The 21,902-nt window shown below is 56.2% G+C and carries 17 protein-coding genes; all 17 read left to right on the top strand.

Annotated features, from left to right (window positions below; all coding sequences use genetic code 11):
- Positions 1 to 216 precede the first annotated feature (216 nt).
- The 17 genes from BN2762_RS19680 (at position 217) to BN2762_RS19605 (ending at position 21,839) form a co-directional block, all read left to right on the top strand.
- Entirely contained in the window at positions 217 to 693 is a 477-nt protein-coding gene (locus BN2762_RS19680) for a GNAT family N-acetyltransferase (protein WP_148500037.1), read from the top strand.
- A gap of 14 nt (positions 694 to 707) precedes the next feature.
- Positions 708 to 1,247 carry a GNAT family N-acetyltransferase gene (locus tag BN2762_RS19675; RefSeq protein WP_055108579.1) on the top strand — a complete coding sequence of 180 codons (540 nt, stop codon included), beginning with the start codon at positions 708 to 710 and terminating at the stop codon, positions 1,245 to 1,247.
- A 46-nt stretch (positions 1,248 to 1,293) separates the two neighbouring features.
- Positions 1,294 to 2,052 (top strand): class I SAM-dependent methyltransferase, encoded by a 759-nt coding sequence (locus BN2762_RS19670; protein WP_055108578.1) that lies wholly within the window; start codon positions 1,294 to 1,296, stop codon positions 2,050 to 2,052.
- A 122-nt stretch (positions 2,053 to 2,174) separates the two neighbouring features.
- On the top strand, positions 2,175 to 2,492 hold the full coding sequence (locus BN2762_RS27835; RefSeq protein WP_230202548.1) for a hypothetical protein: 318 nt from the start codon (positions 2,175 to 2,177) through the stop codon (positions 2,490 to 2,492).
- The gene (locus BN2762_RS19665) at positions 2,459 to 3,154 is read left to right on the top strand and encodes a GNAT family N-acetyltransferase (RefSeq protein WP_230202547.1); all 696 of its coding nucleotides are present in this window, start codon (positions 2,459 to 2,461) and stop codon (positions 3,152 to 3,154) included. The genes BN2762_RS27835 and BN2762_RS19665 overlap by 34 nt, the downstream gene beginning before the upstream one ends.
- A gap of 266 nt (positions 3,155 to 3,420) precedes the next feature.
- Positions 3,421 to 4,647, top strand: a complete 1,227-nt coding sequence (locus BN2762_RS19660) for an ABC transporter substrate-binding protein (protein ID WP_055108577.1) — start codon at positions 3,421 to 3,423, stop codon at positions 4,645 to 4,647.
- A 49-nt stretch (positions 4,648 to 4,696) separates the two neighbouring features.
- Positions 4,697 to 5,719: an ABC transporter substrate-binding protein gene (locus BN2762_RS19655; protein ID WP_055108576.1), complete on the top strand. Its 1,023-nt coding sequence runs from the start codon at positions 4,697 to 4,699 to the stop codon at positions 5,717 to 5,719.
- Positions 5,720 to 5,744: 25 nt separating this feature from the next.
- Entirely contained in the window at positions 5,745 to 6,572 is an 828-nt protein-coding gene (locus BN2762_RS19650) for an alpha/beta hydrolase (protein ID WP_055108575.1), read from the top strand.
- Between the two features lie 204 nt (positions 6,573 to 6,776).
- Positions 6,777 to 7,562 carry a 2,3-dihydro-2,3-dihydroxybenzoate dehydrogenase gene (locus BN2762_RS19645; protein ID WP_055108574.1) on the top strand — a complete coding sequence of 262 codons (786 nt, stop codon included), beginning with the start codon at positions 6,777 to 6,779 and terminating at the stop codon, positions 7,560 to 7,562.
- Positions 7,563 to 7,587: 25 nt separating this feature from the next.
- On the top strand, positions 7,588 to 8,910 hold the full coding sequence (gene dhbC, locus BN2762_RS19640; protein WP_055110228.1) for an isochorismate synthase DhbC: 1,323 nt from the start codon (positions 7,588 to 7,590) through the stop codon (positions 8,908 to 8,910).
- Positions 8,910 to 10,799, top strand: coding sequence for a (2,3-dihydroxybenzoyl)adenylate synthase (locus BN2762_RS26240; protein WP_083485030.1), 1,890 nt, complete (start codon positions 8,910 to 8,912; stop codon positions 10,797 to 10,799). The genes dhbC and BN2762_RS26240 overlap by 1 nt, the downstream gene beginning before the upstream one ends.
- 84 nt (positions 10,800 to 10,883) lie before the next feature.
- A complete protein-coding gene (locus BN2762_RS19630; RefSeq protein ID WP_055108573.1) occupies positions 10,884 to 11,861 on the top strand; it encodes an isochorismatase family protein in 978 nt (325 codons plus the stop codon).
- 2 nt (positions 11,862 to 11,863) lie between these two features.
- Positions 11,864 to 19,138: an amino acid adenylation domain-containing protein gene (locus tag BN2762_RS19625; protein ID WP_055108572.1), complete on the top strand. Its 7,275-nt coding sequence runs from the start codon at positions 11,864 to 11,866 to the stop codon at positions 19,136 to 19,138.
- Between the two features lie 16 nt (positions 19,139 to 19,154).
- Complete coding sequence (locus BN2762_RS19620; RefSeq protein WP_055108571.1) at positions 19,155 to 19,388, top strand: MbtH family protein; 234 nt, start codon at positions 19,155 to 19,157, stop codon at positions 19,386 to 19,388.
- 458 nt (positions 19,389 to 19,846) lie between these two features.
- Positions 19,847 to 20,383, top strand: a complete 537-nt coding sequence (locus tag BN2762_RS19615) for a DUF2569 domain-containing protein (protein ID WP_055108570.1) — start codon at positions 19,847 to 19,849, stop codon at positions 20,381 to 20,383.
- A gap of 27 nt (positions 20,384 to 20,410) precedes the next feature.
- Entirely contained in the window at positions 20,411 to 20,941 is a 531-nt protein-coding gene (locus BN2762_RS19610; protein WP_055108569.1) for a hypothetical protein, read from the top strand.
- Positions 20,942 to 20,969: 28 nt separating this feature from the next.
- Entirely contained in the window at positions 20,970 to 21,839 is an 870-nt protein-coding gene (locus tag BN2762_RS19605) for an arylamine N-acetyltransferase family protein (protein ID WP_055108568.1), read from the top strand.
- The last annotated feature ends 63 nt before the right edge of the window (positions 21,840 to 21,902 follow it).

The following is a 21,902-nucleotide window of genomic DNA, read 5'->3' as shown; positions in this document are numbered from 1 at the left end:
ATACGATATTAAGGGGTGCCTTGACGGTCAGCAGCCGAGGGCACCCTTGTTGGCGTGGAGTGATGATTTAACGCCCTCTATAATTCGAAATATAGACTCTTGAATGGAGAAGGAGTTAGACATCCGCCTGGAACCGGCATAATATTATTAATGAGACAAATAAGTGAATAGCCTGCGGAATAGTCTGCGCGTTCAAGGAGAGTATTTGCCATGGATATGTCGATAGATTTATTAGAGAACATTCAAGATGCCCCGTATGATTTATTGCTTCTGGCCGATCCTTCCAGAGACCATATCAATGAATATTTGCGGAGAGGCCAGTGCTACGTTGCTGCGAATAAGCACGAAGTCATCGGCGTTTTTGTATTGTTAAGAACACGTCCGGGAACGATGGAAATCATGAATGTCGCTGTCCGCGACAAGTACCAGGGGCAAGGCATCGGGAAGAAATTAGTCTTGTGCGCGATCGGCAAAGCGATAGAGCAGCAGGCCGTGACGATTGAAATCGGTACGGGTAACTCGAGCCTAAGCCAATTGGGGCTGTATCAGAAATGCGGATTCCGCATTACCGGGGTGGATCGCGATTTTTTTATCAGGCATTATGATGAAGAGATCGTTGAGAATGGAATTCCGTGCAGGGACATGATCAGACTAAGTCTGGATGCAGGTTCCTTTCATCCTATTCCTTCCTAGAAAAGGAGAGTACAATGGAAATAATCTATACTGCCGGGGAGATTATGGTCCGCGAGCTGGAGCGGGAGGACGAGCTGAAGCTCGCTGCCTGGCTGTCCGATCCCGTTTTGCTGCAATACTACGAAGGGCGGGATCGCCCTCATGATCTTCAGATGATCCGGGAATCCTTCTATCAAAATGATGGCGAGACCCGATGTATGGTGGAGTACTGCGGCAAGGCCATCGGTTATATCCAATTCTATCTGCTGGACGAAGAATCTAGAGGAGAGTACGGTTACCCAACAAGTGGCGTAATCTATGGGATGGATCAATTCATCGGCGAGACCGATTACTGGGACAGAGGCATTGGCGGGAAGCTGGTCACCTCCATGCTCGAGTATCTGGTTTGCCAGAATGGAGCTGATAAAGTCGTGATGGATCCGCAGGCCTGGAATATACGAGCGATAAGGTGCTACGAGAAATGCGGCTTTAGAAGAGTGAAGCTGCTAAAGGCACATGAATGGCATGAAGGACAGTATAGAGACTGCTGGCTCATGGAATATCCCCATCCTTAAGGTCAGCGGAACAAACTAAAGCAGAACAGTGAATGGAGATGAGAAAATGCTTAACACGTATGGTGAGCTGTGCACTGAAGTCTACGAGCTCAGCAAGCCAGTCGGGTATTCGTTCGGCGACATTGAGTATTATGCGGAGAGATTAAGAGGCATCACCGGAAAAATTCTAGAGGTAGCCTGCGGCTCAGGACGGGTCCTGATTCCATTGCTGAAGTCAGGCCTTCAGGTTGAGGGGGTAGATAATTCGCCCTATATGCTGAACTCCTGCAGACAAAAATGCGAAGAGCTAGGGCTTTATCCAGCTTTGTTTGAAGCTGATATGCGCCAGTTTCAATTAGAGAAGGCTTATGAAGCGATTATGATCCCCGGTGGCTCACTGCAATTGATCGATTCCAGAGACGATATTGTAAATGCGCTGAAATGCTACTATGATCACTTGGCTGATGGGGGCGTGTTTATTGCGGATATTTTTCTGGAGACGGACTTTGACATGAATACCGTAAAGACGCGCTTATGGGAGACAGAGAAGGAGGAGACCCTCACTTTAGAGGAGAAGCGAATTGAGGTCAACTTCATCGAGCAGCGAGTCGTGTCCCTCTTGAAGTACGAAAAGTGGAAGGATGGACAACTGATCCAGTCGGAGCTCCAACGGTTTCCCGTGAGATGGTATGGCATGAATGAGTTCGCTATGCTGCTTGAAAAAGCAGGCTTCAGCGACATTGTCATTTCTGGAAACTATGAATACGGCACCGCTCCCCAGCATGCAAATCAAATGATTACATACGAGGCAAGAAAGCGGGTTTAAGCCAACGGGGACTTTCAACAATTTGGAAACTTTAATTATAATCAAGAATTCTCTTTCGCAGTCTAATCAGATTCTTTAGGATGAAGTTAAATAGGGTCATTAGACTCGTAAGGAGTGTATCCATGAAATTTTCGATTCGCGAAATACAAATTCCTATTCCTAATGATTATGCTCAAATCGCCAATTTGCTAAATTGGGTGCTGTCTGAAAAGACGAACGCAGATCTATTAGCTGAGGAAGACGCTAAAATTCCAGCCAAAGGCATGCTTCATAAGACGGAGAATGGATTGCTGGGGGGCTTTGACAGATACCGTATCGTAGCCGTCGATGAGGTGTCCCGCATCATAGGATATGGCTTATCCTGGAGGGCCCCCTGGACAGCCGGGGGGAGCTCAATCATGTACTGGTGGTGGAACCGAGCTGCCGCAACCAGGGTATAGGCCATCAACTTTACATCACCCTGGAGAAATGGGCACAAGCGCATGGTGCCAGCAGGTTGAATTATGAAATAAGTGACGATGAAGAGAGCTCCATAGCCTTCGCGAGAAAACATGAATATCAGGTCGAAAGACATACCTTCGAATCCGTCCTGGATTTGGCGAGCTTCGATAAAAGCCTTCTGAATTCCATTTCTGCACCGTTGGCGATTGTACCCCTCTCGGACATAAATGAGCCAGACAAAGAGGAAAAGCTGTATGAACTATATAGAGAAACCTCCTTTGATATACCGGGCTTCGCAGGAGATTATTTTGATTTCACCGAGTGGAGGAAATGGACTCTTGATTTACCCGGCTCTAAACCGGAGTACATATTGATCGCATTGAATCAGAATAAATATGTAGGCGTCGCCCATCTGCTGTTCCACGAAACAACGCAAAGCATGTATCACGAATATACGGGAGTAAGAAAAGCATATAGAGGGCAAGGCTTGGGTCTAGCATTAAAACTCAGCTGCATAGAACTCGCTTTAAAGTTCAATGCGGTATATATGCGTACTAATAACGATTCTCTCAATGCTCCGATGCTGAAGATTAATCGCGATCTCTTAGGATTCTCAGCAGTACCTGGGGACTATAAGATGGTAAAAATATTAACCACTTGATGCAAGCCACGCCAGCAGCATACGAAAAATACCTCTCGCAAGCGGTTCATATGCATCCATTTACCTTACTTTATGGCTAGCCGACCAGATTTAATTCGGGCTTATGGCTGGAGTAAGAGGAAATGGGTGTTTTTTTACTCTCCAAATCAATGAACAGATCGTCTCTTGCTTCTATTGTCAGAGATTGGTTAGAATATAGTCAATGATATTGAGAATCATTTTCAATAATGAAATGATTCCTTTTATTTTTTGAGGGGGAATTATGGATGCTTTCAGAACAGTCCTATTCAGCTGGCCCATGCTCTGCCGGGGATGAGCAGAATGTGAGGAAAGAGCTGTCTCAGATAAAGAAATACATGGAAGAGCATTTTCATGAACCGTTAACCATTGCCCAATTGGCCTTAATGGCAAATATCAGTCCGAAGTATTTCGTCGATCTGTTCAAGAAGAGCTTCGGCAAGAGTGCCATGAAATATTTATCCGAGCTGCGCATCAATCAGGCCAAACGCTATTTGCTTTCGGCGGGGGAGCAGCTGCGGCTGCGGGATATTGCCTTGATGGTCGGCTACAGCGATGAATTCTACTTCAGCCGCAAATTTAAGAAGGAGGTGGGCATGTCCCCCTCTGATTATATTAGAAAAGCGAGGCCCCGCGTCGCAGCATGCTCTCCCGAGATCACTGGGCTGCTGCTGGCCCTGGATATTATCCCGGTGGCTGCTCCTTTGGATCCGAAGTGGACGGCTTATTATTATAACGATTACCGGACGAGGATCTCGTCCCATCTGCAGCTCGCGGGGCCATATAACTCCCGGGCCTTCGAAGCCAATCTGGCGAAGCTGGCCTTGCTGCGTCCAGATGCGATTATCGGTACCGATCAGCTCGATAGCAGTGAGCAGGCCAAGCTGAGCAGCTTAGCGCAGACCTTCTTCGTGCCTGCGGAGCGCTGCGGGTGGCGGGAGCAGCTGCGTATGCTGGCCGGGTTTTTGAACCGGGAGGAGAAGGCGGAGCAGTGGGTTGAGCAGCATGAGCTTAAAGTCCAGGCAGCAAGATCAGAGATCAGAGGAGTACTAGGAAGCGATAGCCTCATGGTGCTGCGGATTTACGGAGATCAGCTTCACATGTATGGGAACCGTGGAATCGGGGAGGTGCTGTATGAGGACCTGCACATCAGGCCCGCCTGTCCAGCCTCTTCCTCAGGCAGCAGAATGCTTCCCATAGAGGAGCTTGCGGTGATCAACCCGGATCGGATTCTGGTCGTCGTATGCGCCGAGACCGCATCCCGTTCCTATTGGTTATCTCTGCAGCACTCCAGGCAGTGGCGGCAGCTGCAGGCCGTGAAGAACGGACAGATTCATTTGATTCCGTCGGATCCTTGGTTTGAATATTCGCCGATGGCCGTCAGCCGCATGCTGGATGAGGCGCTGCTCATGTTTACAGGAAAATGTCCATATCGTTTGCAGGATACTGTCCATGGTGCTGTCCGGGGGACATGATCTATAATCATTCTCAATGATAATCATTATCAAGGAGAGAGGGGCACCCATGTTGAAAGTTACTGCTAGGATAGGAGAAAAAGTGAAATCGCATGATTTAATACTGCTATGCATTGCGCTCGCAGGAAGTCTGCTGGCCGGATGCGGCACGGATTCCGCCAAGAATTCACCCGGACAGCCTGCGGCGAGCCAGCCGGCCGAAGCCTCTGCACCCGCAAAGAATGCTCCGGAAGCACAGTCTGGGGAACGGACATTCAAGGATGATCTCGGGCATGAAATTCAGGTGCCGGAGCGGCCGCAGCGCGTGTTCGCGCCTTATTTGGAGGATTCGCTGCTGAAGCTGGGGGTTAAGCCGGTAGCGCAGTGGTCGAATGGCAATCTGGGTCATGGTTATTTGCAAGGGGAGCTGCAGGACGTGCCGAAGCTTGACTTTTCGGGCGGGGCGCCGTCTTCAGAGGTGCTGCTGTCGTACGAGCCCGATTTGATTGTCCTGCATACGGCCAACTATGCCGGTGACGGTGTATACGAGAATTACTCCAAAATCGCGCCGACCTATGTATTCAACAATGCCGCGGGAGATGTTGAGAAATCGCTTGAAATATTGGGAGAGCTCTTGGGGAAGACCGAGGAAGCGAAGCAGGCGCTGGAATCTTACCAGCAGAAGGTGGATGAGGCCAAAGCGGCCATCGAGAAGAACGCGCCCGGCAAGAAGGTAGCGATTATCCGTTTCGCCGCCAAGGGCGTAAGCTTGATGGGCGGCAATTATTTCTGCGGCTACGTCCTTAATCAGCAGTTGGGCATCGAAATGACCAAGCTGACGGAGAACGAGAACAGCCTGAATTTATCGCTTGAAATCCTGCCTGAATTGGATGCGGACTATATTTTTGTCATCAATGCCTACGGTCAAGGCACGGAACGCATGAAGGAGATGACGGAAAGCAGCATCTGGAAGAGCATTCCTGCCGTTCAACAGGGGCATGTGCATGAAGTAAGCGATGAGTACTGGCTGGGAAGCGGCCTGATCGCTTATGAGAAGATCATCGATGATGTGGTCAAGCTGATGGCTGAATAAGGGAATAAAGGTGGATCAAAAGGAAATGGCTGACGAAAAACAGATAGTCATCCTTCGTGCAGCGCAATGGCTCATGCATTCCCGCAAGGAAGGGCGCAAGTATCGGATAATGGTCAGCGCGCCTGCGGAGCCGCCTCCGGCTTCGGGCTACCCGGTATTTTATGTGCTGGACGCCAATTCTGTATTCGGGACGATGGCTGAGACCGCGCGTCTACAGGGCAGCTGTCCCCATAACACGGGGGTATTTCCGGCAGTGATCGTGGGAATCGGCTATGACAAGGAGGACCTGTTCCCGCCGGAGCGCTATTACGATTATACCCCGGCGACCAGCACGGATTACCGCTTCAGGCCTGATGGAACTCCCTTGCCGGAGCAGGGGGGAGCGGCCGCATTTCTGCGATTCCTCGAGGAAGAGCTGAAGCCGGAAATCGAAGCCAAATACGCGGTGGATCGAGGCAAGCAGGCGATATTCGGCCATTCGCTCGGAGGACTGTTTACTCTGTACACGCTGTTCACGAGGCCGGAGGCCTTTGCCTGCTACATCGCCGGAAGTCCTTCGTTCCATTGGAACAAAGCCATGATCAGCGAAGCCGAGGAAATGTTCGTCAACCGCCTGCAGCGGGAAGCATTGAATGCAAAGCTCCTGCTCGGGGTAGGAGAGCTGGAGCGGAACCATATTTCCCAGAACAGCAAAAATGCGCGCAGGCTCGCTGAGCGGCTGTCGATGTTCGCAAGCTCCGGGATCCTAGCCCGCTTCAAGGAGTTTGAGGGCGAGGGGCATATTACTGTGCTGCCGGCCTTGATCAGCCGGGCCCTGCAGTTTGCTTTTCATTCCTGGGAATCCGGGCGCTGACGAGCGGCAAAAATGTTCAAGCCTAAGGAAGATGAGGGATATCCGAGATAAACCAAATAACAGATAAATAGATAAACCTAGGCTGAGAGATGTCAATTGGAGAGGCGGCAGGATAGGGGGAAATTGAACGAGGGAGACCTAGTCACAGGAAGGGGGGATGATGACAAATCCAGTTTTTGCTTACAAAGAGAGGAGGATTGGGAAGTGGAATACACGGGTATCCAAGGAAAGGTTGCCTTGGTCACTGGAGCCGCCCAAGGGATCGGCGAGGCCGTCGCCAGGGCTCTGGCGGAGGCGGGGGCCTTGGTGGCTGCCCTGGATGTGAATAAGGAAGCCGTAGAGTGCCTTGCGGAGAAGCTGAGTGCCGAAGGCTTTCTGGTCAAGGCATTCGCAGCCGATGTCGCGGACAGCCAGGCTGTGGAGGCAGCCGTGGAGCGGGCGGAGCAGGAGCTGGGCCCGATTGGAATTCTCGTTAACGTCGCCGGCTTGCTTAGACTTGGAAGCATTGAAACCCTGCGCGATGAGGATTGGGCTGCCGTGTTTGCGGTGAATGCCAGCGGAGTGTTCTATGTGTCCCGCTCCGTCGTAAAGCGCATGGCGCCGCGCAAATCCGGGGCGATCGTAACGGTCGGCTCCAATGCCGCCCTGGTGCCGCGCATGCACATGGCGGCCTACTGCGCCTCCAAGGCAGCCGCCGCTATGGTCACGAAATGCCTGGGTCTGGAGCAGGCAGCCAATCATATCCGCTGCAATATCGTATCGCCGGGATCGACCGATACGGGGATGCAGCGGATGCTGTGGAACGGGCCCAGCGGGCCGCAGTCGGTCATCGCCGGTTCGCCTGAATCGTATCGCCTTGGCATACCGCTGGGCAGAATTGCCGAGCCAGCGGATATTGCCGCTGCGGTCTTGTTCCTCGCGTCCGACCGGGCGCGGCATATTACGATGCTTGATTTGTGCGTGGATGGAGGGGCGACATTGGGAGTCTAACCACGGAAAGGGGATGTTGAAGGAAATGGTGAACCATGGAGCTGTATATGCAGACGCGGCGGCACAACTTCTCGGCGAGTACGAACCGGGAGTGTGTTTCTTTTTATCCTCACCCAGACGTACCCTGCTTGCTAAAGGCGAGTGGGCGAGATTGTGGATGCAGCCGGGGGAGGGTTCCCCGCAGGCTCTCTCGCAGCGTGTCAATGAGCTGCTGGCCGCTGCTGGGCGCACCGGCGGAGAATCGATTGTCGTCGGTGCGATACCGTTCGATTTAACGAAGCCGGCCGAGCTCGTCGTGCCGTTGTCTGCGCATTGGGCAGGACCTTTAAGCTTTAGCGGCGAGGATGGAGGAGAGGCAGCCAGGGGCGGTGAAGCCGGCAGGGGCAGCCGGGCGAGGGAGCAAACTGTCCCCGGACCGGGATACGAAGTGAGCATGCACCCAGCACCCGAGTACTACAAGCAGAGCGTGAAGGAGGCGGTTCGCCGGATGAATCAGGGCCTGCTGCAGAAGGTCGTGCTGTCGAGGACGCTGCAGCTGACCTCCGCCGAGCCGATCGATCTGTCCCGGCTGCTTCGCAATCTGGCCCGTCACAATCCGCAAGGCTATACCTTTGCGGTTAATTTGGGCGGCGGGGAAGGCGGCTTGGCCCGGAAGGCCGGAGGCAGCGCCGGATCGAAGTCAGCCGGAGTGCGGACGCTGATCGGAGCCAGCCCGGAGCTGCTCATTACCAAGACCGGTCTGAGCATCCGGGCGAACCCGCTGGCAGGCTCCGCGCCGCGCAGTGATGATCCTGCCGAGGATGAACGCAGGGCAGCCGCGCTGCTTGTCTCGGCGAAGGATCGGTTCGAGCATAAGCTCGTCGTCGAGGCGGTCGAAGCTGCGCTCCACCCCTTTTGCAGGAGCTTGGAAGTTCCTGTGGGACCGTCGCTGGTGCAGACCGAGACGATGTGGCATCTGTCGACGGACATTTACGGAGAGCTGGCCGACCGAGAGGTCACCGTGCTTGACCTGGCGCTATCCCTGCATCCGACGCCGGCGATATGCGGAACGCCTACCGGGCTGGCCCGGGAAACGATCCTTGAAGCAGAGCCATTTGAGCGAGGCTTTTTTACCGGCACGGTCGGCTGGTGCGATGCCAAGGGAGACGGCGAATGGATCGTGACGATCCGCTGTGCGGAGGTGGAGGATAGAAGCCTGCGTCTTTACGCCGGCGCGGGCATCGTCGCGGATTCAAGCGCGGAGGCCGAGCTGGCCGAGACGGCGGCAAAGTTCCGTACCCTGCTATTGGCCATGGGGCTCAATGATCCGCAGTTAGCCGCCGGGGTCAGCGCAGAGGAGGGATTGTGATGCTAGCTGGATGTCCGGTGTGGCCTGAAGAGTTCGCAAAGCGATATCGCAGAGAGGGCTGCTGGCGCGGAGAAACGTTTGGCGAGATGCTGCGGGAGCGGGCAAGGGCCCATGGCGAGCGGATTGCCATCGTCAGCGGCGAGCAGCGCATCAGCTACGCAGAGCTGGACGCCCGTACAGACTGTCTTGTGGAAGGACTGCGTAGCATCGGGATCGAATCCCGGGATCGGGTCGTCGTTCAGCTGCCGAACATGCTGGAATTTTTTGAAGTGATTTTCGCGTTATTTCGGATTGGCGCGCTGCCTGTATTCGCCTTACCTCTGCATCGGAGGCATGAGATTTCGTATATTTCCGAGTTTTCAGAGGCGAAAGCTTACATTATAACTGACAAGGATGGGGCATTCGACTATCGCGAGCTGGCGAGAGAGATCATCCGGGAGGTTCCTGCGCTGCGTCATGTTCTGGTCGCCGGTGACCCCGAGGAGTTCGTGGCGTTGGCGGATTTATATAAGGAGCCCCAGATATACGGAGGCAGAAAGCCTGAGGCAGATAGTGACAGCAAATTCGATAGGGTCACTGATAGGAAGCTTCAAGCAGGCAGTGCTAATAAATTCGATATAGACAGTAACAGTAAGCCTGAAGCGAGTACCAGCAAAATCGGCATAGGCAGTGGGAGAAGGCTCGAAACAGACTGCGGAAGTCCGCCCGAAATAGACAGGGGCAGTCCGCTCGCAGCAGGCCATGATGCCGAAGCCTCCCAGGCAAGACATGCGGAATATGAGAAGCCGGACAGCAGGCTGGCTGGGCCGAGTCCGGAGGACGTCGCTTTTCTCCAGCTATCAGGCGGCACGACAGGGCTGCCGAAGCTGATTCCCCGCACGCATGACGATTATATTTATTCCCTTCGCCTAAGCGCGGAAATTTGCGGACTTAACGAACACAGCGTCTATCTCGCCGTACTGCCTGCAGCGCATAATTATCCGCTCAGCTCGCCCGGCGTGCTCGGGACGCTATATGCCGGCGGCCGGGTCGTACTTGCCCGGGGGTCAAGCCCCGACGAGGCCTTCCCTTTGCTGATCCGGGAGCGGGTTACGATTACCGCGCTGGTGCCGCCGCTTGCTATGGTATGGCTTGATGCGGCCGACAGGCTGCGTCCCGAATTCCCTCATCTGCAGGTGCTTCAGGTCGGCGGCGCGAAGTTCAGCGCCGAGGCGGCCGCGCGTGTGAAACCGACCCTCGGCTGCCAGCTGCAGCAGGTGTTCGGGATGGCAGAGGGCCTCGTCAACTATACGAGGCTCGACGACCCGGATGAGGTCGTCGTGCATACCCAGGGCAGGCCGATGTCGCCCTGGGATGAGATCCGGATCGTCGATGATGAGGATAACGAGGTCCCGCCTGGCGAGGTCGGCCATCTGCTTACCCGCGGACCGTACACGATTCGCGGATATTACAAGGCCGAGGAGCATAATGCGAAGGCTTTTACAAGCGACGGGTTCTACCGCACGGGCGACCTGGTCCGGGTCAATACGGCCGGTTACCTCATTGTAGAAGGACGAGACAAGGATCAGATCAACCGCGGAGGCGAGAAGGTCGCTGCTGAGGAAATCGAGAATCATCTCCTCGCGCATCCGGGAGTGCATGATGCTGCAGTGGTGGCCATGCCGGATGAGTACTTGGGCGAACGCATCTGCGCTTTCGTAATCCCGCAGCCAGCTGCAAATAAAATGTTGTCCAGCGTGCAGATTAAAGGCTTCCTGCGTGAGCGGGGACTTGCTGCTTATAAAATTCCCGACCGCATTGAATTCATCGATTCGTTCCCTAAGACCAAGGTCGGCAAGGTCAGCAAAAAAGCGCTGCGCGAGCTGATTGAAGAGAAGCTGCGCCGTTGAACGGCCCCTTTTGGGGGATGAACGTTCTATTGGATCAACGTCGTTTCGGTCATTCAACCAATTACCGTTGAAAGGAAGATCTATATGGGTATTCCAGCAATTTCTCCGTATACCATGCCAGCCGAGGGGGAGCTTCCCGCAAACAAGGTCGCATGGCGGCCTGATCCGCAGCGGGCGGTACTGCTTATCCACGATATGCAAAATTATTTTCTTAAAGCTTACAACATCGCCGAGTCTCCAGTCGTTGAGCTCTTCTCCAACATTTCCCGGCTGCGGACCGAATGTGCCAAGCTCGGCATTCCCGTTGTTTATTCGGCGCAGCCCGGAGGCCAGCGTCCGGAGGATCGCGGGCTTTTGCAGGATTTCTGGGGTCCGGGAATCGGTACGGATCCGTATGAGGCGCAAATTGCTGCGGAAGTCGCCCCGGGAGATCAGGATATCCTGATGACAAAGTGGCGGTACAGCGCGTTTCAAAAAACGGATCTGCTGCAGCGGATGAGAGAGCAGGGAAGGGATCAGCTGATCATTTGCGGCATTTATGCCCATATCGGCTGTCTTCTGACCTCCTGCGAAGCGTTCATGCAGGACATCCAGCCATTCTTGGTGGCCGATGCGGTCGCGGACTTCTCATTTGAGAAGCATAAGCTCGCCTTGACCTATGCCGCGGAGCGGTGCGCGGTCACGCTGACGACGCAGAGGCTGCTGGCCGATATAGGCGGGGCAGAATCAGCGGTCCAGTCGGGAGATGCATCCACGGGTCAACCGGATGTTGCGCTTGCTTCGAGCCCCTTGACTTATGAGCAGCTGCGGCAGCTGGTCGCCGATCTGCTGCAGGAGGCGGCCGAGGAGATCGGGCGGCAGGACGATCTGGTCGAGCTGTGGGGGCTGGATTCGATCCGCATTATGAGTCTGGCCGAACGATTTAGCCGCGATGGAAGCGAGGTAGCCTTCGCAGATCTGGCCGAACGCCCGACGCTGGGAGATTGGTGGCAGCTCCTGTCTGCACGCCTAAGTCCCTCCATTCCCAATGTGGACTATTATCCGCTGGAGAAGGGGGTCTAAGCATGCCTGTGCAAACGGAGGTTCGTTATCCCTTGACGGGGGCGCAATCAGGAATATGGTTCGCGCAGCAGCTTGACCCCGAGAATCCCATCTATAATACGGCAGAATACATTGAAATCCGCGGATCACTCCGGATTGAAATTTTGGAGCAGGCCTTGAGGCAGGCGGTCGCGGAGGCGGAGGCTCTGCATCTGCGCTTTGGAGAGGACCAGGACGGTCCTTGGCAAAAGATCATGGAGGCTCGCGATGCTTGGAGCCTGCATTATATGGACGTTAGCGGGGAGGAGCATCCGCGGGCGTCGGCAGAAGCCTGGATGAACCGGGATCTCAACGAACCAACCGATTTAAGGCAGGGTTCGCTATTTCGTCAGGCCGTGCTGCGAATTGCCCCGGACTGCTTCTTCTGGTATCAGAGAATCCACCATATCGCCATTGATGGCTTTGGCTTCTCGCTGCTCTCACGGAGGGTAGCTCAAATTTATACGGCGCTGTCCCGTGGTGAAGCCATCGGGCGGGGCTTCGGCTCCTGGCAGGAGGTGCTGCGGGAGGAGGCCGAATACCGCGCATCCGGGAAGGAGGAGCAGGACCGCAGGTTCTGGCTGTCGCGCTTTACCGATCAGCCTGATGCGGCCGGGTTAGGCGACAGGGTGCAGCGAACGGCCAGCCGTTTCCTGCGCCAGTCGGGCGAGCTTGCCCCCAGCAGCTTGAATACGCTGCGGGCAGCAGCCGAGTCGGCGGGAGCGAGCTGGCCCGAGTTCATGATTGCAGCGATGGCTGTATACATGCACCGGGCTTCCGGAGCCGAGGATGTCATTCTCGGAATGCCGATGATGTGCCGGCTGGGCTCCGCCTCCCTGCGGGTGCCGGGCATGGTCATGAATCTGGTTCCGCTGCGCCTGACAGTCCGCAAAGACATGAGTCTGCTGGAAGTGGTGTCGCAGGTATCACAGGAGCTAAGGGCGGCCAGGCAGCACCAGAAATTCCGGCAGCAGGAGCTTCGGCGCGAGCTCCGGCTGCTGGGCGATCATCAGCGGCTGTTCGGCCCGATTCTGAACATCATGCCGTTGGATGAGACGCTGAGCTTCGACGGGGTGCCCGGAACGCTTCATAATCTGTCGGCGGGGCCGGTGGATGATCTGATCGTGCATGCCCGCCCCAGATCGGCGGATGGCAGCCTGCGGATCGATTTCGATGCGAACCCGGACATATATGCCCCGGAGGAGCTGGAGCGGCATCATCACCGATTTGTCCGGCTGCTGGAGCAATTTGCGGCTGCGGAGCGGGGGCAGCCGGTAATGGATATCGAATGGCTGCCGCCCGAGGAGCGCCGTCTGGTGCTTGAGGGCTGGAACCAAACAGCACGGGGAACCTGCAGTGCAGATCCGAGCCCGGCGGAACTGTTCGAGCAGCAGGCCGCCGCCAGACCTGAGGCGACTGCGGTCGTCTGCGGGGAGTCCTCGCTCAGCTATGCCGCCTTGAACGAACAAGCGAATCAGCTCGCCCGTCTCCTGATGGAGCAGGGAGCCGGCCCCGAAAGCATCGTGGCCTTGGCCCTGTCCCGTTCCCCGCTGATCGCCGCAGCCATTCTGGCGGTGCACAAGGCCGGAGCGGCCTATCTGCCGCTGGATCCGGATTATCCGGAGGATCGCATCGCCTATATGCTTGGCAATGCCCGGCCATGCTGCATCCTGGCTGACCAGGCCAGCGAAGCGTGCCTGTCCGGTTACCGCGAGGCGCCCCGCCTAATCCTTGATGCTCCAGGCATGAAGGACAAATTGCGGGAGTATTCCATTCAGAATCCGCAGGCTGCCGAGCGTACAGATTCCTTGTCGCCGCTTCATCCAGCCTATATTCTGTATACTTCGGGTTCAACAGGCCAGCCCAAAGGGGTTGTGGTCACCTATGGCAGCTTGGTCAACCTGATCACGGATATGCGGGAGCGGTTCCCGCTAGGCGGAGAGGACCGGATGCTGTCCGTGACGACGATTGCTTTTGACATATCTGTTCTGGAGGTGTACCTGCCGCTGACGACGGGGGCTTGCATGGATATCGCCTTGAAGGAGACGATTCTGGACGCCTCCGCCCTTGCCAGGCGGATTCGCGAGCAGAAGGTCACCCTGCTGCAGGCTACGCCGACTTTATTCCAGGAGCTGGTGTCCATCCGGCCCGAGCCTTTTGCAGGCTTATCGGTCATTGCGGGAGGCGAGGCGCTTCCGGCGGGGCTGAAGCTTGGCCTGCAGGCGCTGGGCTGTCAGGTGAACAACCAGTACGGTCCGACGGAAACGACGATCTATTCCACCGCCGCCAGGCTGGGGGATGAGGAGGCCAAGCCCGCGATAGGCAGGCCCGTGCAGGCTACGCAGCTCTATGTGCTGGACGAGGCGCTGCAGCCTGTTCCCCCCGGCGTCCCAGGCGAGCTGTATATCGCCGGAGCCGGGCTGGCCCGCGGCTATTTGGGCAGGCCGGGCATGACGGCGGAGCGCTTCGTGGCCAATCCGTACGGAGAGCCGGGCTCGCGGATGTACCGCACCGGCGACCTTGTGCGCTGGCTTGCGGACGGCTCGCTGGATTATATCGGCCGGGCCGATCACCAGATCAAAATCCGCGGCTTCCGCATCGAGCTCGGCGAAATTACGTCCGTCCTCTTCCGGCATCCGGCCATCGAGCAGGTCACGGTCATGGCGCGCGAGGATCGGCCCGGCGATAAGCGGCTGGCCGCATATTTCGTGCCTGCCGCCGCTGCCGGTCCCATCGATCCCGCCGAGCTGCGCCGTTATGCAGCGGAGCACTTGCCAGAGTACATGGTTCCGGCGGCGTTTGTGGAGCTGGATGAAATGCCGCTGACGCCGAACCGGAAAATAGATCATAAGGCTCTGCCGGCGCCGGCCGGCCTGATTCATGCGGGCGGACGCGAGCCGCGCTCGCCGCAGGAGGAGCTGCTGTGCCAATTGTTCGCCGAGGTATTGGGGCGGGCCCGCGTCGGCATTGACGATGACTTTTTTGAAATGGGAGGCCACTCGCTGCTTGCGGGCCGGCTGACCGCCCGGATTCGCGACGTCTTCGGCGCGGAAATCGGCATCCGCCATTTATTCGAATCACCGACCGCAGCCGGGTTGATCCAGCATTTGGACCGGGCGAAGCATACAAGGTCGCCCGTTCGCGCGGGGGAACGCCCAGAGCAGCTTCCGCTTTCATTTGCCCAGCGGCGCTTGTGGTTTCTGTACCGGATGGAGGGGCCGACCCCCACTTATAACATGCCTTGGGTAGCTCGGATTTCCGGTCCGCTGAACGTGGAGGCTCTGGAGCTTGCGGTTGGGGATATCGTAGAGAGGCATGAAGCCTTGCGGACGGTCTTTCCCGATGTGCTCGGCGTACCGGAGCAGCGGATTCTGGACACGAAGCAGGCGAGGCCGCAGCTGATCGTCACCAAGACCACAGAGGGGGGGCTGAAGGCAAAGCTCGCGGAGAGCGTAAGCTACAGCTTTGATTTATGCGCGGAGACTCCATTTCGCGTGGAGTTATTCGTTCTTGGGCGAGAGCAGTATGCGCTGCTATTGCTGCTGCATCATATTGCCGGGGACGGCTGGTCGCTGACGCCGCTGGGCCGCGACTTGTCCGCCGCCTATGCGGCCCGCTGCCGGGGGGAAGGGCCGTCCTGGCTGCCGCTGCCCGTGCAGTACGCCGATTACGTGCTGTGGCAGGAGCAGCTGCTCGGCGTAGAAAGCGACGCAGGCAGCCTCTATGCCCGCCAGCTGGAGTTCTGGAAGCATGCGCTGCATCAGCTGCCCGACCAGCTGGAGCTGCCGACAGACCGGCCGCGGCCAGCCGCTTCCAGCTATGCCGGAGGAGTCATTCCCTTCGAGCTCGGCGAGGAACTGCATGCCCGGCTGCTGCAGGTGGCGAAGGAGCATAAGGCCAGCTTGTTCATGGTGCTGCATGCCGCGCTGGCAGCTCTGCTAACCCGGCTTGGGGCGGGGAATGACATTCCGATCGGCAGCCCGATTGCCGGGCGAAACGACGATGCGCTTGGCGGCCTGGTGGGCATGTTCATCAACACGCTCGTGCTCCGGGCAGATACGTCGGGAAATCCGAGCTTTGCCGAGCTGATCTCCCGGGTCCGGGAGGCGGATCTCGCTGCCTATGAGCATCAGGATCTGCCGTTCGAGCGGCTGGTCGAGGTGTTGAATCCGGCCCGCTCGCGAGCAAGGCATCCGTTGTTCCAGATCATGCTCGTGCTGCAGAACGCGGCGGCGGCCCCGTTTGATTTTCCAGGTGCGTCAGCTTCCCTGGAGCTGGTAAGCTCCGGCACGGCGAAGTTCGACCTTACGGTCGAATTGAATGAGCGGCGCGGTGCGGACGGCGGGCCCTGCGGATTGAGCGGGCTGTTGGAGTACAGCAAGGATTTATATGAGCCCCATACGGCCGAGGCTTTGGCCTATCGGTATGTGCAGATGCTCGAAGCGCTGGCACAGGAGCCGGGGCAGCCCATCGGCAGGGTGGATATTCTGACGCCGGAGGAGCGTGAAGCCTTCCTGATGGAGGCGGCCTGGACGAGCGATGTGACCAGCGGCGCCGGCTCTGCTGCCGGGCAGGGAGCAATCCAAACGCCAGAGCTTGATCCAGCCTGCGGCACGATGGCGGACACAAACGGAGCCAGCCTGTTCGCACGCTTCGAGGCGCAGGCAGCCAAGCGGCCGGACGCCCCAGCCGTAGTATGCGGAGGCGAGGCATTAAGCTACGGGCAGCTGAACCGCGCGGCCAACCGATTGGCGCATTTGCTGATTGCAGGCGGGGTGAGCGCCGGCCAGATGGTGGCGCTGGCTTTGCCGCGCTCCCTGGAGCTGGTCGTTGGCCTGCTGGCCGTCTTGAAGGCTGGAGCGGCTTATCTGCCCCTCGATCCCGACTATCCGGCTGACCGTCTGGAGTGGATGGTCGAGGACGCGAAGCCGGTATATATGATCACTAGCGCACAGGCTGCCGCTCAATTGCCAGGTACGCTGCGGATTCCGCAGATCGTACTTGGCGATCCGGCGACGGAGGAGCAGCTTCGCGGCAGCTCCGAGCTCGATCTGCGCGAGGAGGAACGAAAAGGCTGCATTACCCCGTTAAGCCCGGCATATATGATATATACTTCGGGCTCAACGGGCAAACCGAAGGGCGTAGTCATTCCTCACCGCAATGTTACCCGGTTATTTGCGGCAACGGACGCCTGGTTCAGCTTCAACGCTAAGGATGTCTGGACGCTGTTCCATTCCTATGCCTTTGACTTCTCCGTATGGGAGCTGTGGGGGGCGCTGCTCTACGGCGGACGCCTCGTCGTCGTGCCTCATGAAATCAGCCGCTCGCCAGCGCAATTTCTGCAGCTGCTGGCGGAGGAGCGGGTGACCGTGCTTAATCAGACGCCGTCGGCATTTTACGCCTTCATGCAGGCGGACCGGGAGCATGCGGAGCTGGGGCAGGCGCTGGCCTTGCGCTATGTGATCTTCGGCGGAGAGGCGTTGGAGCTGAGCCGCTTGAAGGACTGGTACGATCGCCACCCGGACGATGCGCCGAAGCTCATCAATATGTACGGCATCACGGAGACGACCGTGCATGTCAGTTATCTCGAGCTTGACAGGGACAGTGCTTCACAAGGCGGAAGCAGCTTGATCGGGCGGCCGATTCCCGACCTGCGGGTCTATGTGCTGGATTCGTCCCTCCAGCCGGTACCGCCCGGCGTAATCGGGGAGATGTATGTAGCGGGCGCAGGGCTGGCTCAGGGATATTGGGGGAGGCCGGACTTAACGGCCGAGCGCTTCGTCGCCGATCCGTACGGCCCGCCGGGCAGCCGAATGTATCGAACCGGCGATCTGGCCAAGTGGCTGCCGAAGGGCGGGCTCGATTATTTGGGCCGCGGCGACCAGCAGGTCAAAATTCGGGGCTTCCGCATCGAGCTGGGAGAGATCGAGGCCGCACTTGCCGGCTATCCCGGCGTGGAGCAGGCAGCGGTCATCGCCCGGGAGGATCAGCCGGGGGACAAGCGGCTCGCCGCTTACATCGTTCCCGGGCCTGGAGCCGGTATCGCGCCAGCGGATTTGCGCCGTTATGCGGCCTCGATCCTGCCTGAATATATGGTGCCGTCGGCGATCATTCAGCTGGATTCGCTGCCGCTTACACCGAACGGCAAGCTGGACCGCGAGGCGCTGCCTGCGCCGGAATATACACTGACGCCGGAGGGCAGGGGCCCGCGTACTCCGCAGGAGGAATTGCTCTGCGACTTGTTCGCTGAGGTGCTGGGACTGCCGCGGGTCAGCATAGATGACGGATTTTTCGAGCTTGGCGGCCATTCGCTGCTGGCGGTGCGCCTGATGAGCCGGATTCGCGAAACGATGGGCAGGGAGCTTGGCATCGGTCTGCTCTTCGAGGCTCCAACTGTAGCGGGGCTGGCGGAGAAGCTGTATTCGGACCAGGGGCAAAGCGCGCTCCAGGTGCTGCTTCCGCTCCGCGCCGAGGGCAGGGAAATTCCGCTGTTCTGCGTGCATCCCGCAGGAGGGCTGAGCTGGTGCTATGCGGGTCTCATGAAGCATCTCGGGATGGATTATCCCATCTACGGCCTGCAGGCGCGGGGCATCGCCGAGACCGATCAGTACCCCGGGACGCTGGAGGAAATGACCACTGATTATATAGCCCAGATTCGCACCGTTCAACCGCAGGGTCCGTATCGCCTGTTGGGCTGGTCGTTCGGCGGCAATGTTGCGCAGGCGATGGCGGTGCAGCTGCAGCGCGAGGGGGAGGAAGTGGCTTTCCTGGCGATGCTCGATGCGTTTCCGAGCCACTATTTGCCGCTGCGCGGCGAAGCCAGCGAAGACGAGGCGCTGATTGCGCTGCTCGCCTTGGGCGGGTATGATCCTGATTCGATCAAGGACGGCCCGCTGGACATTGCCCGGGCTATCGGGATTTTGCGCAGCGACGGCAGCGCTCTGGCCAGCCTGGACGAGGACATTATTTTAAACCTGAAAAGTACGTACGAAAACTCGGTGCGCCTGCTAAGCGCCTTTGTTCCCGAGAAATATGAGGGAGATCTGCTGTTCTTCCACTCGACCATTATCCCGGACTGGTTCGACCCGATCGAGCCGGAGATGTGGGCCCCTTATATCGGGGGCCGGATTGAAAGGCATGACATCGCTTGCCGGCATAAGGATTTATGCCAGCCGGGGCCGCTGGCGGAAATCGGGCGGGTCTTGCTGGCGAAGCTGCAGGCAGGACAGGAACCACAGGAACGAGATGCGGACAGATAGGGGGAGGAATGAGAAAATGGCAAATCCATTTGAGCAATTGGACGGTATGTATAAGGTGCTCGTAAACAGCGAGGGACAGCACTCCCTTTGGCCGGCCTTCCTTCAGGTGCCGAAGGGCTGGCAGGTGGTCTACGGCGAGAGCACACGCGAGGCCTGCCTTCAACATATCGAATCAGAGTGGACGGATATCCGCCCTCTCTCCTTGCGAAACGCCGAGCGGCAGATGCAGAGTAACGAGGCGGGCCGGTAGCTCTTGGCAGTGACATGGAAATTTACGGCATGCGTTAGCATATTAGAATGATCTGCACGATCGCACGATCTGCATGATCTGCCCAGATTACTTTATATCAAAGCCTCCAGGGTTGCGGAAAGTGCCCGGAGGCTTTATTCTTTTTTGGAATTGCTGGAAATGATTCGGGGTTTGGTGATACAGTGGGACTACCGATGCTCATGCGCCTGGCATGAGCTTGTCCGGAGCGATCAGATCCCTTGTAAGGAGGAGAGAGGAAAGGGAAGTCTGCTGCTTTTAATAGCTGGCGGCGATTATCGGGATCCATGATTGATTCGACGCAGGCAGCCGTCCATTCATCTGTTGCTTGGAGGCATTTTTTACAATTGGGTCATTGCCTACTACTCTGACAACTATGAGCGAAATGGCTGATTGCCGGGGAATTCGAATACATAATTTGAAAAGGGAAGTGTTGTGTTTTGGAGTCGAACGCTCAACAAACGAATACGCAGCAGACAAATGTGCAGGAAACGGTGGACTATACTAAGCCATTAGGCGTGTCAGGTCTTGGAGGCTGGCTGGTCCTCACGCAAATCGGTTTGTTTCTGACGCTTGTATTGGGATTCTTGCAATTGCCTGAATATTTCTTGTCTATATTCGGCACGGAGACCTGGGAACTATTTACCTCCAAGGATTCGGTATATTATCATCCTTTATGGGCACCGATGCTGATTTTCGAAGCCATATTTAACAGCCTGCTCATGGGTTTCACGATATTTATTTTGATCATGTTTTACCAGAAAAAAGCGATACTGCCCAAGTTAATGATCATATTATACAGCGCCAATTTGTTGTTCTGGATTGCGGATATAATCATGATGTATCAAATTCCTTTAGCCCGGGAGGTGGAGGACGGGAGCTCGATCAGGGATGTAGTTAAGTCTGCGATCACCTGCGCAATATGGATTCCATATTTTTTGAAGTCGGAACGAGTGAAGAATACGTTTGTGAAGTAGAAATAAGATAAGAGTTGGAGATACAAGATGAAAAAAACCGTTTGGCTCTTGGCAGTTATTATGATCATCACGAATGCCTTATGGCTGTATTTATATTTGGATAGGGAGCAGACCAGCGTGGAAGCCAGCTCGGGCGCAAGCTTGTATTTGCTGCATGGAACCGGCGAGGCATGGGATATTCGGGACTATAAAATCATGATTACGGGGGACCGGATCTTAAGGGGACATGCCTCTTTGAAATTTAAGGGAGATCCGGGGGAGCTTAGCCGGAGCACTTTTTTCGAATATAAATTTTATGAAAATAACAGCCGGGGCGAGAAGGAAGTCGTATATGCGAATGAGTTTCACTCCAATAACGGAGAAGTATCTATCCTGGATAATGTCAAGGATATTGGCTCATTAACGGGCCCCTATTCCTATGGGGAATTGGAGAAGGACCGGTCGAATTATGAAAGCACTTCGCTTGAGCTTACTTGGCAGGATCACGAAGGAAATCGGCAGACTGAGATGATTGAGCTTGAAATCGACCAGGAGATTCATATCACAGCCAAAGAATAGGCTGGAATAATGCAGTTGGAGGGAAACGATGCTATCGCCAAAACAAAGGAAGGATTATTTGCGCCGGTTAGGCATGGAGCAGCAGCAGCCGACGACAGAATATTTATTTGCACTGCACCGCGCCCATGTTGAGCGAATTGCGTGGCAAACGATCGACCTATTTGCCGGCAAGCCTGTTCCGATCGATTCTGGCAGCTTGATGCACCATATCCTTTATCGTGGAGGCGGGTATTGCTTTCACCTGAACGGGGCATTCCAACTTTTGCTGCGTTCTTTAGGATATCATGTGTCTTTACACCGGGCTGGGGTACAGTCCCATGGCCAAGAGGCCAGGATCGATTCCTATCATTTAGGACTGTCCGTTCGTTTGCCTATTGAAAATAAAAACAGAAAAGATGCCGAGGCGCAAACATGGCTTGTTGACGTTGGATTAGGCGATATGCTGTATGAGCCGATTCCGCTTCATTTTGGGGAGCATAAGCAGGGTTTTCATACCTATAAGCTTACCGGGTCCAGTGTCATTACGCCGGGTTGGCGATTGGTGCATGATCCTCTAGGAGCTTTTATCGGAGTTGATATCGACCCTGAAGCTGTGCCCAATATGGCAGAATTCGTCCCGAAGCATGAGCATCTGAGCTCGTCTCCGGATTCTACGTGGATCCGTTTGCTGCTGGTACGAAACAGGCATAAGACAAACATTAATGAGCTTAGAGGATGCGTATACAGCAGGCGCGATGAGCACGGGCTGGCCAAAAGCGAAATTACAATTCGTTCCGAATGGTTTGAGCTATTAAGCGACGTATTTGGAGAACCGTTAAATCACTTCAGCCAGCTCGAAAAAGACGAATTATGGACGAAGGTTCTAAAAGTCCATGAGGAGTGGAAAAGGAATCAGTAAGCTGATATTCTACCATTTTTAATGAAATCGTCCTCCTGCAAAATTCATTTTACGCTAAGCTTG

This window comes from Paenibacillus ihumii (assembly GCF_001403875.1).
In the GTDB taxonomy this organism is placed as follows: domain Bacteria; phylum Bacillota; class Bacilli; order Paenibacillales; family Paenibacillaceae; genus Fontibacillus; species Fontibacillus ihumii.
Note: the sequence above shows the minus strand (reverse complement) of the source record. Positions and strands in the feature narration are given on the sequence as shown.

What these genes read in the sequence shown, in the direction of transcription:
- BN2762_RS19675 (WP_055108579.1), top strand. Translation starts at nt 708, where the DNA reads ATGGAAATAATCTATACTGCCGGGGAGATTATGGTCCGCGAGCTGGAG.
- BN2762_RS19610 (WP_055108569.1), top strand. Translation starts at nt 20,411, where the DNA reads ATGAAAAAAACCGTTTGGCTCTTGGCAGTTATTATGATCATCACGAAT.
- BN2762_RS19680 (WP_148500037.1), top strand. Translation starts at nt 217, where the DNA reads ATGTCGATAGATTTATTAGAGAACATTCAAGATGCCCCGTATGATTTA.
- BN2762_RS26240 (WP_083485030.1), top strand. Translation starts at nt 8,910, where the DNA reads ATGCTAGCTGGATGTCCGGTGTGGCCTGAAGAGTTCGCAAAGCGATAT.
- BN2762_RS19650 (WP_055108575.1), top strand. Translation starts at nt 5,745, where the DNA reads ATGGCTGACGAAAAACAGATAGTCATCCTTCGTGCAGCGCAATGGCTC.
- BN2762_RS19620 (WP_055108571.1), top strand. Translation starts at nt 19,155, where the DNA reads ATGGCAAATCCATTTGAGCAATTGGACGGTATGTATAAGGTGCTCGTA.
- BN2762_RS19670 (WP_055108578.1), top strand. Translation starts at nt 1,294, where the DNA reads ATGCTTAACACGTATGGTGAGCTGTGCACTGAAGTCTACGAGCTCAGC.
- BN2762_RS27835 (WP_230202548.1), top strand. Translation starts at nt 2,175, where the DNA reads ATGAAATTTTCGATTCGCGAAATACAAATTCCTATTCCTAATGATTAT.
- BN2762_RS19655 (WP_055108576.1), top strand. Translation starts at nt 4,697, where the DNA reads ATGTTGAAAGTTACTGCTAGGATAGGAGAAAAAGTGAAATCGCATGAT.
- BN2762_RS19630 (WP_055108573.1), top strand. Translation starts at nt 10,884, where the DNA reads ATGGGTATTCCAGCAATTTCTCCGTATACCATGCCAGCCGAGGGGGAG.
- BN2762_RS19625 (WP_055108572.1), top strand. Translation starts at nt 11,864, where the DNA reads ATGCCTGTGCAAACGGAGGTTCGTTATCCCTTGACGGGGGCGCAATCA.
- BN2762_RS19660 (WP_055108577.1), top strand. Translation starts at nt 3,421, where the DNA reads ATGCTTTCAGAACAGTCCTATTCAGCTGGCCCATGCTCTGCCGGGGAT.
- dhbC (WP_055110228.1), top strand. Translation starts at nt 7,588, where the DNA reads ATGGTGAACCATGGAGCTGTATATGCAGACGCGGCGGCACAACTTCTC.
- BN2762_RS19605 (WP_055108568.1), top strand. Translation starts at nt 20,970, where the DNA reads ATGCTATCGCCAAAACAAAGGAAGGATTATTTGCGCCGGTTAGGCATG.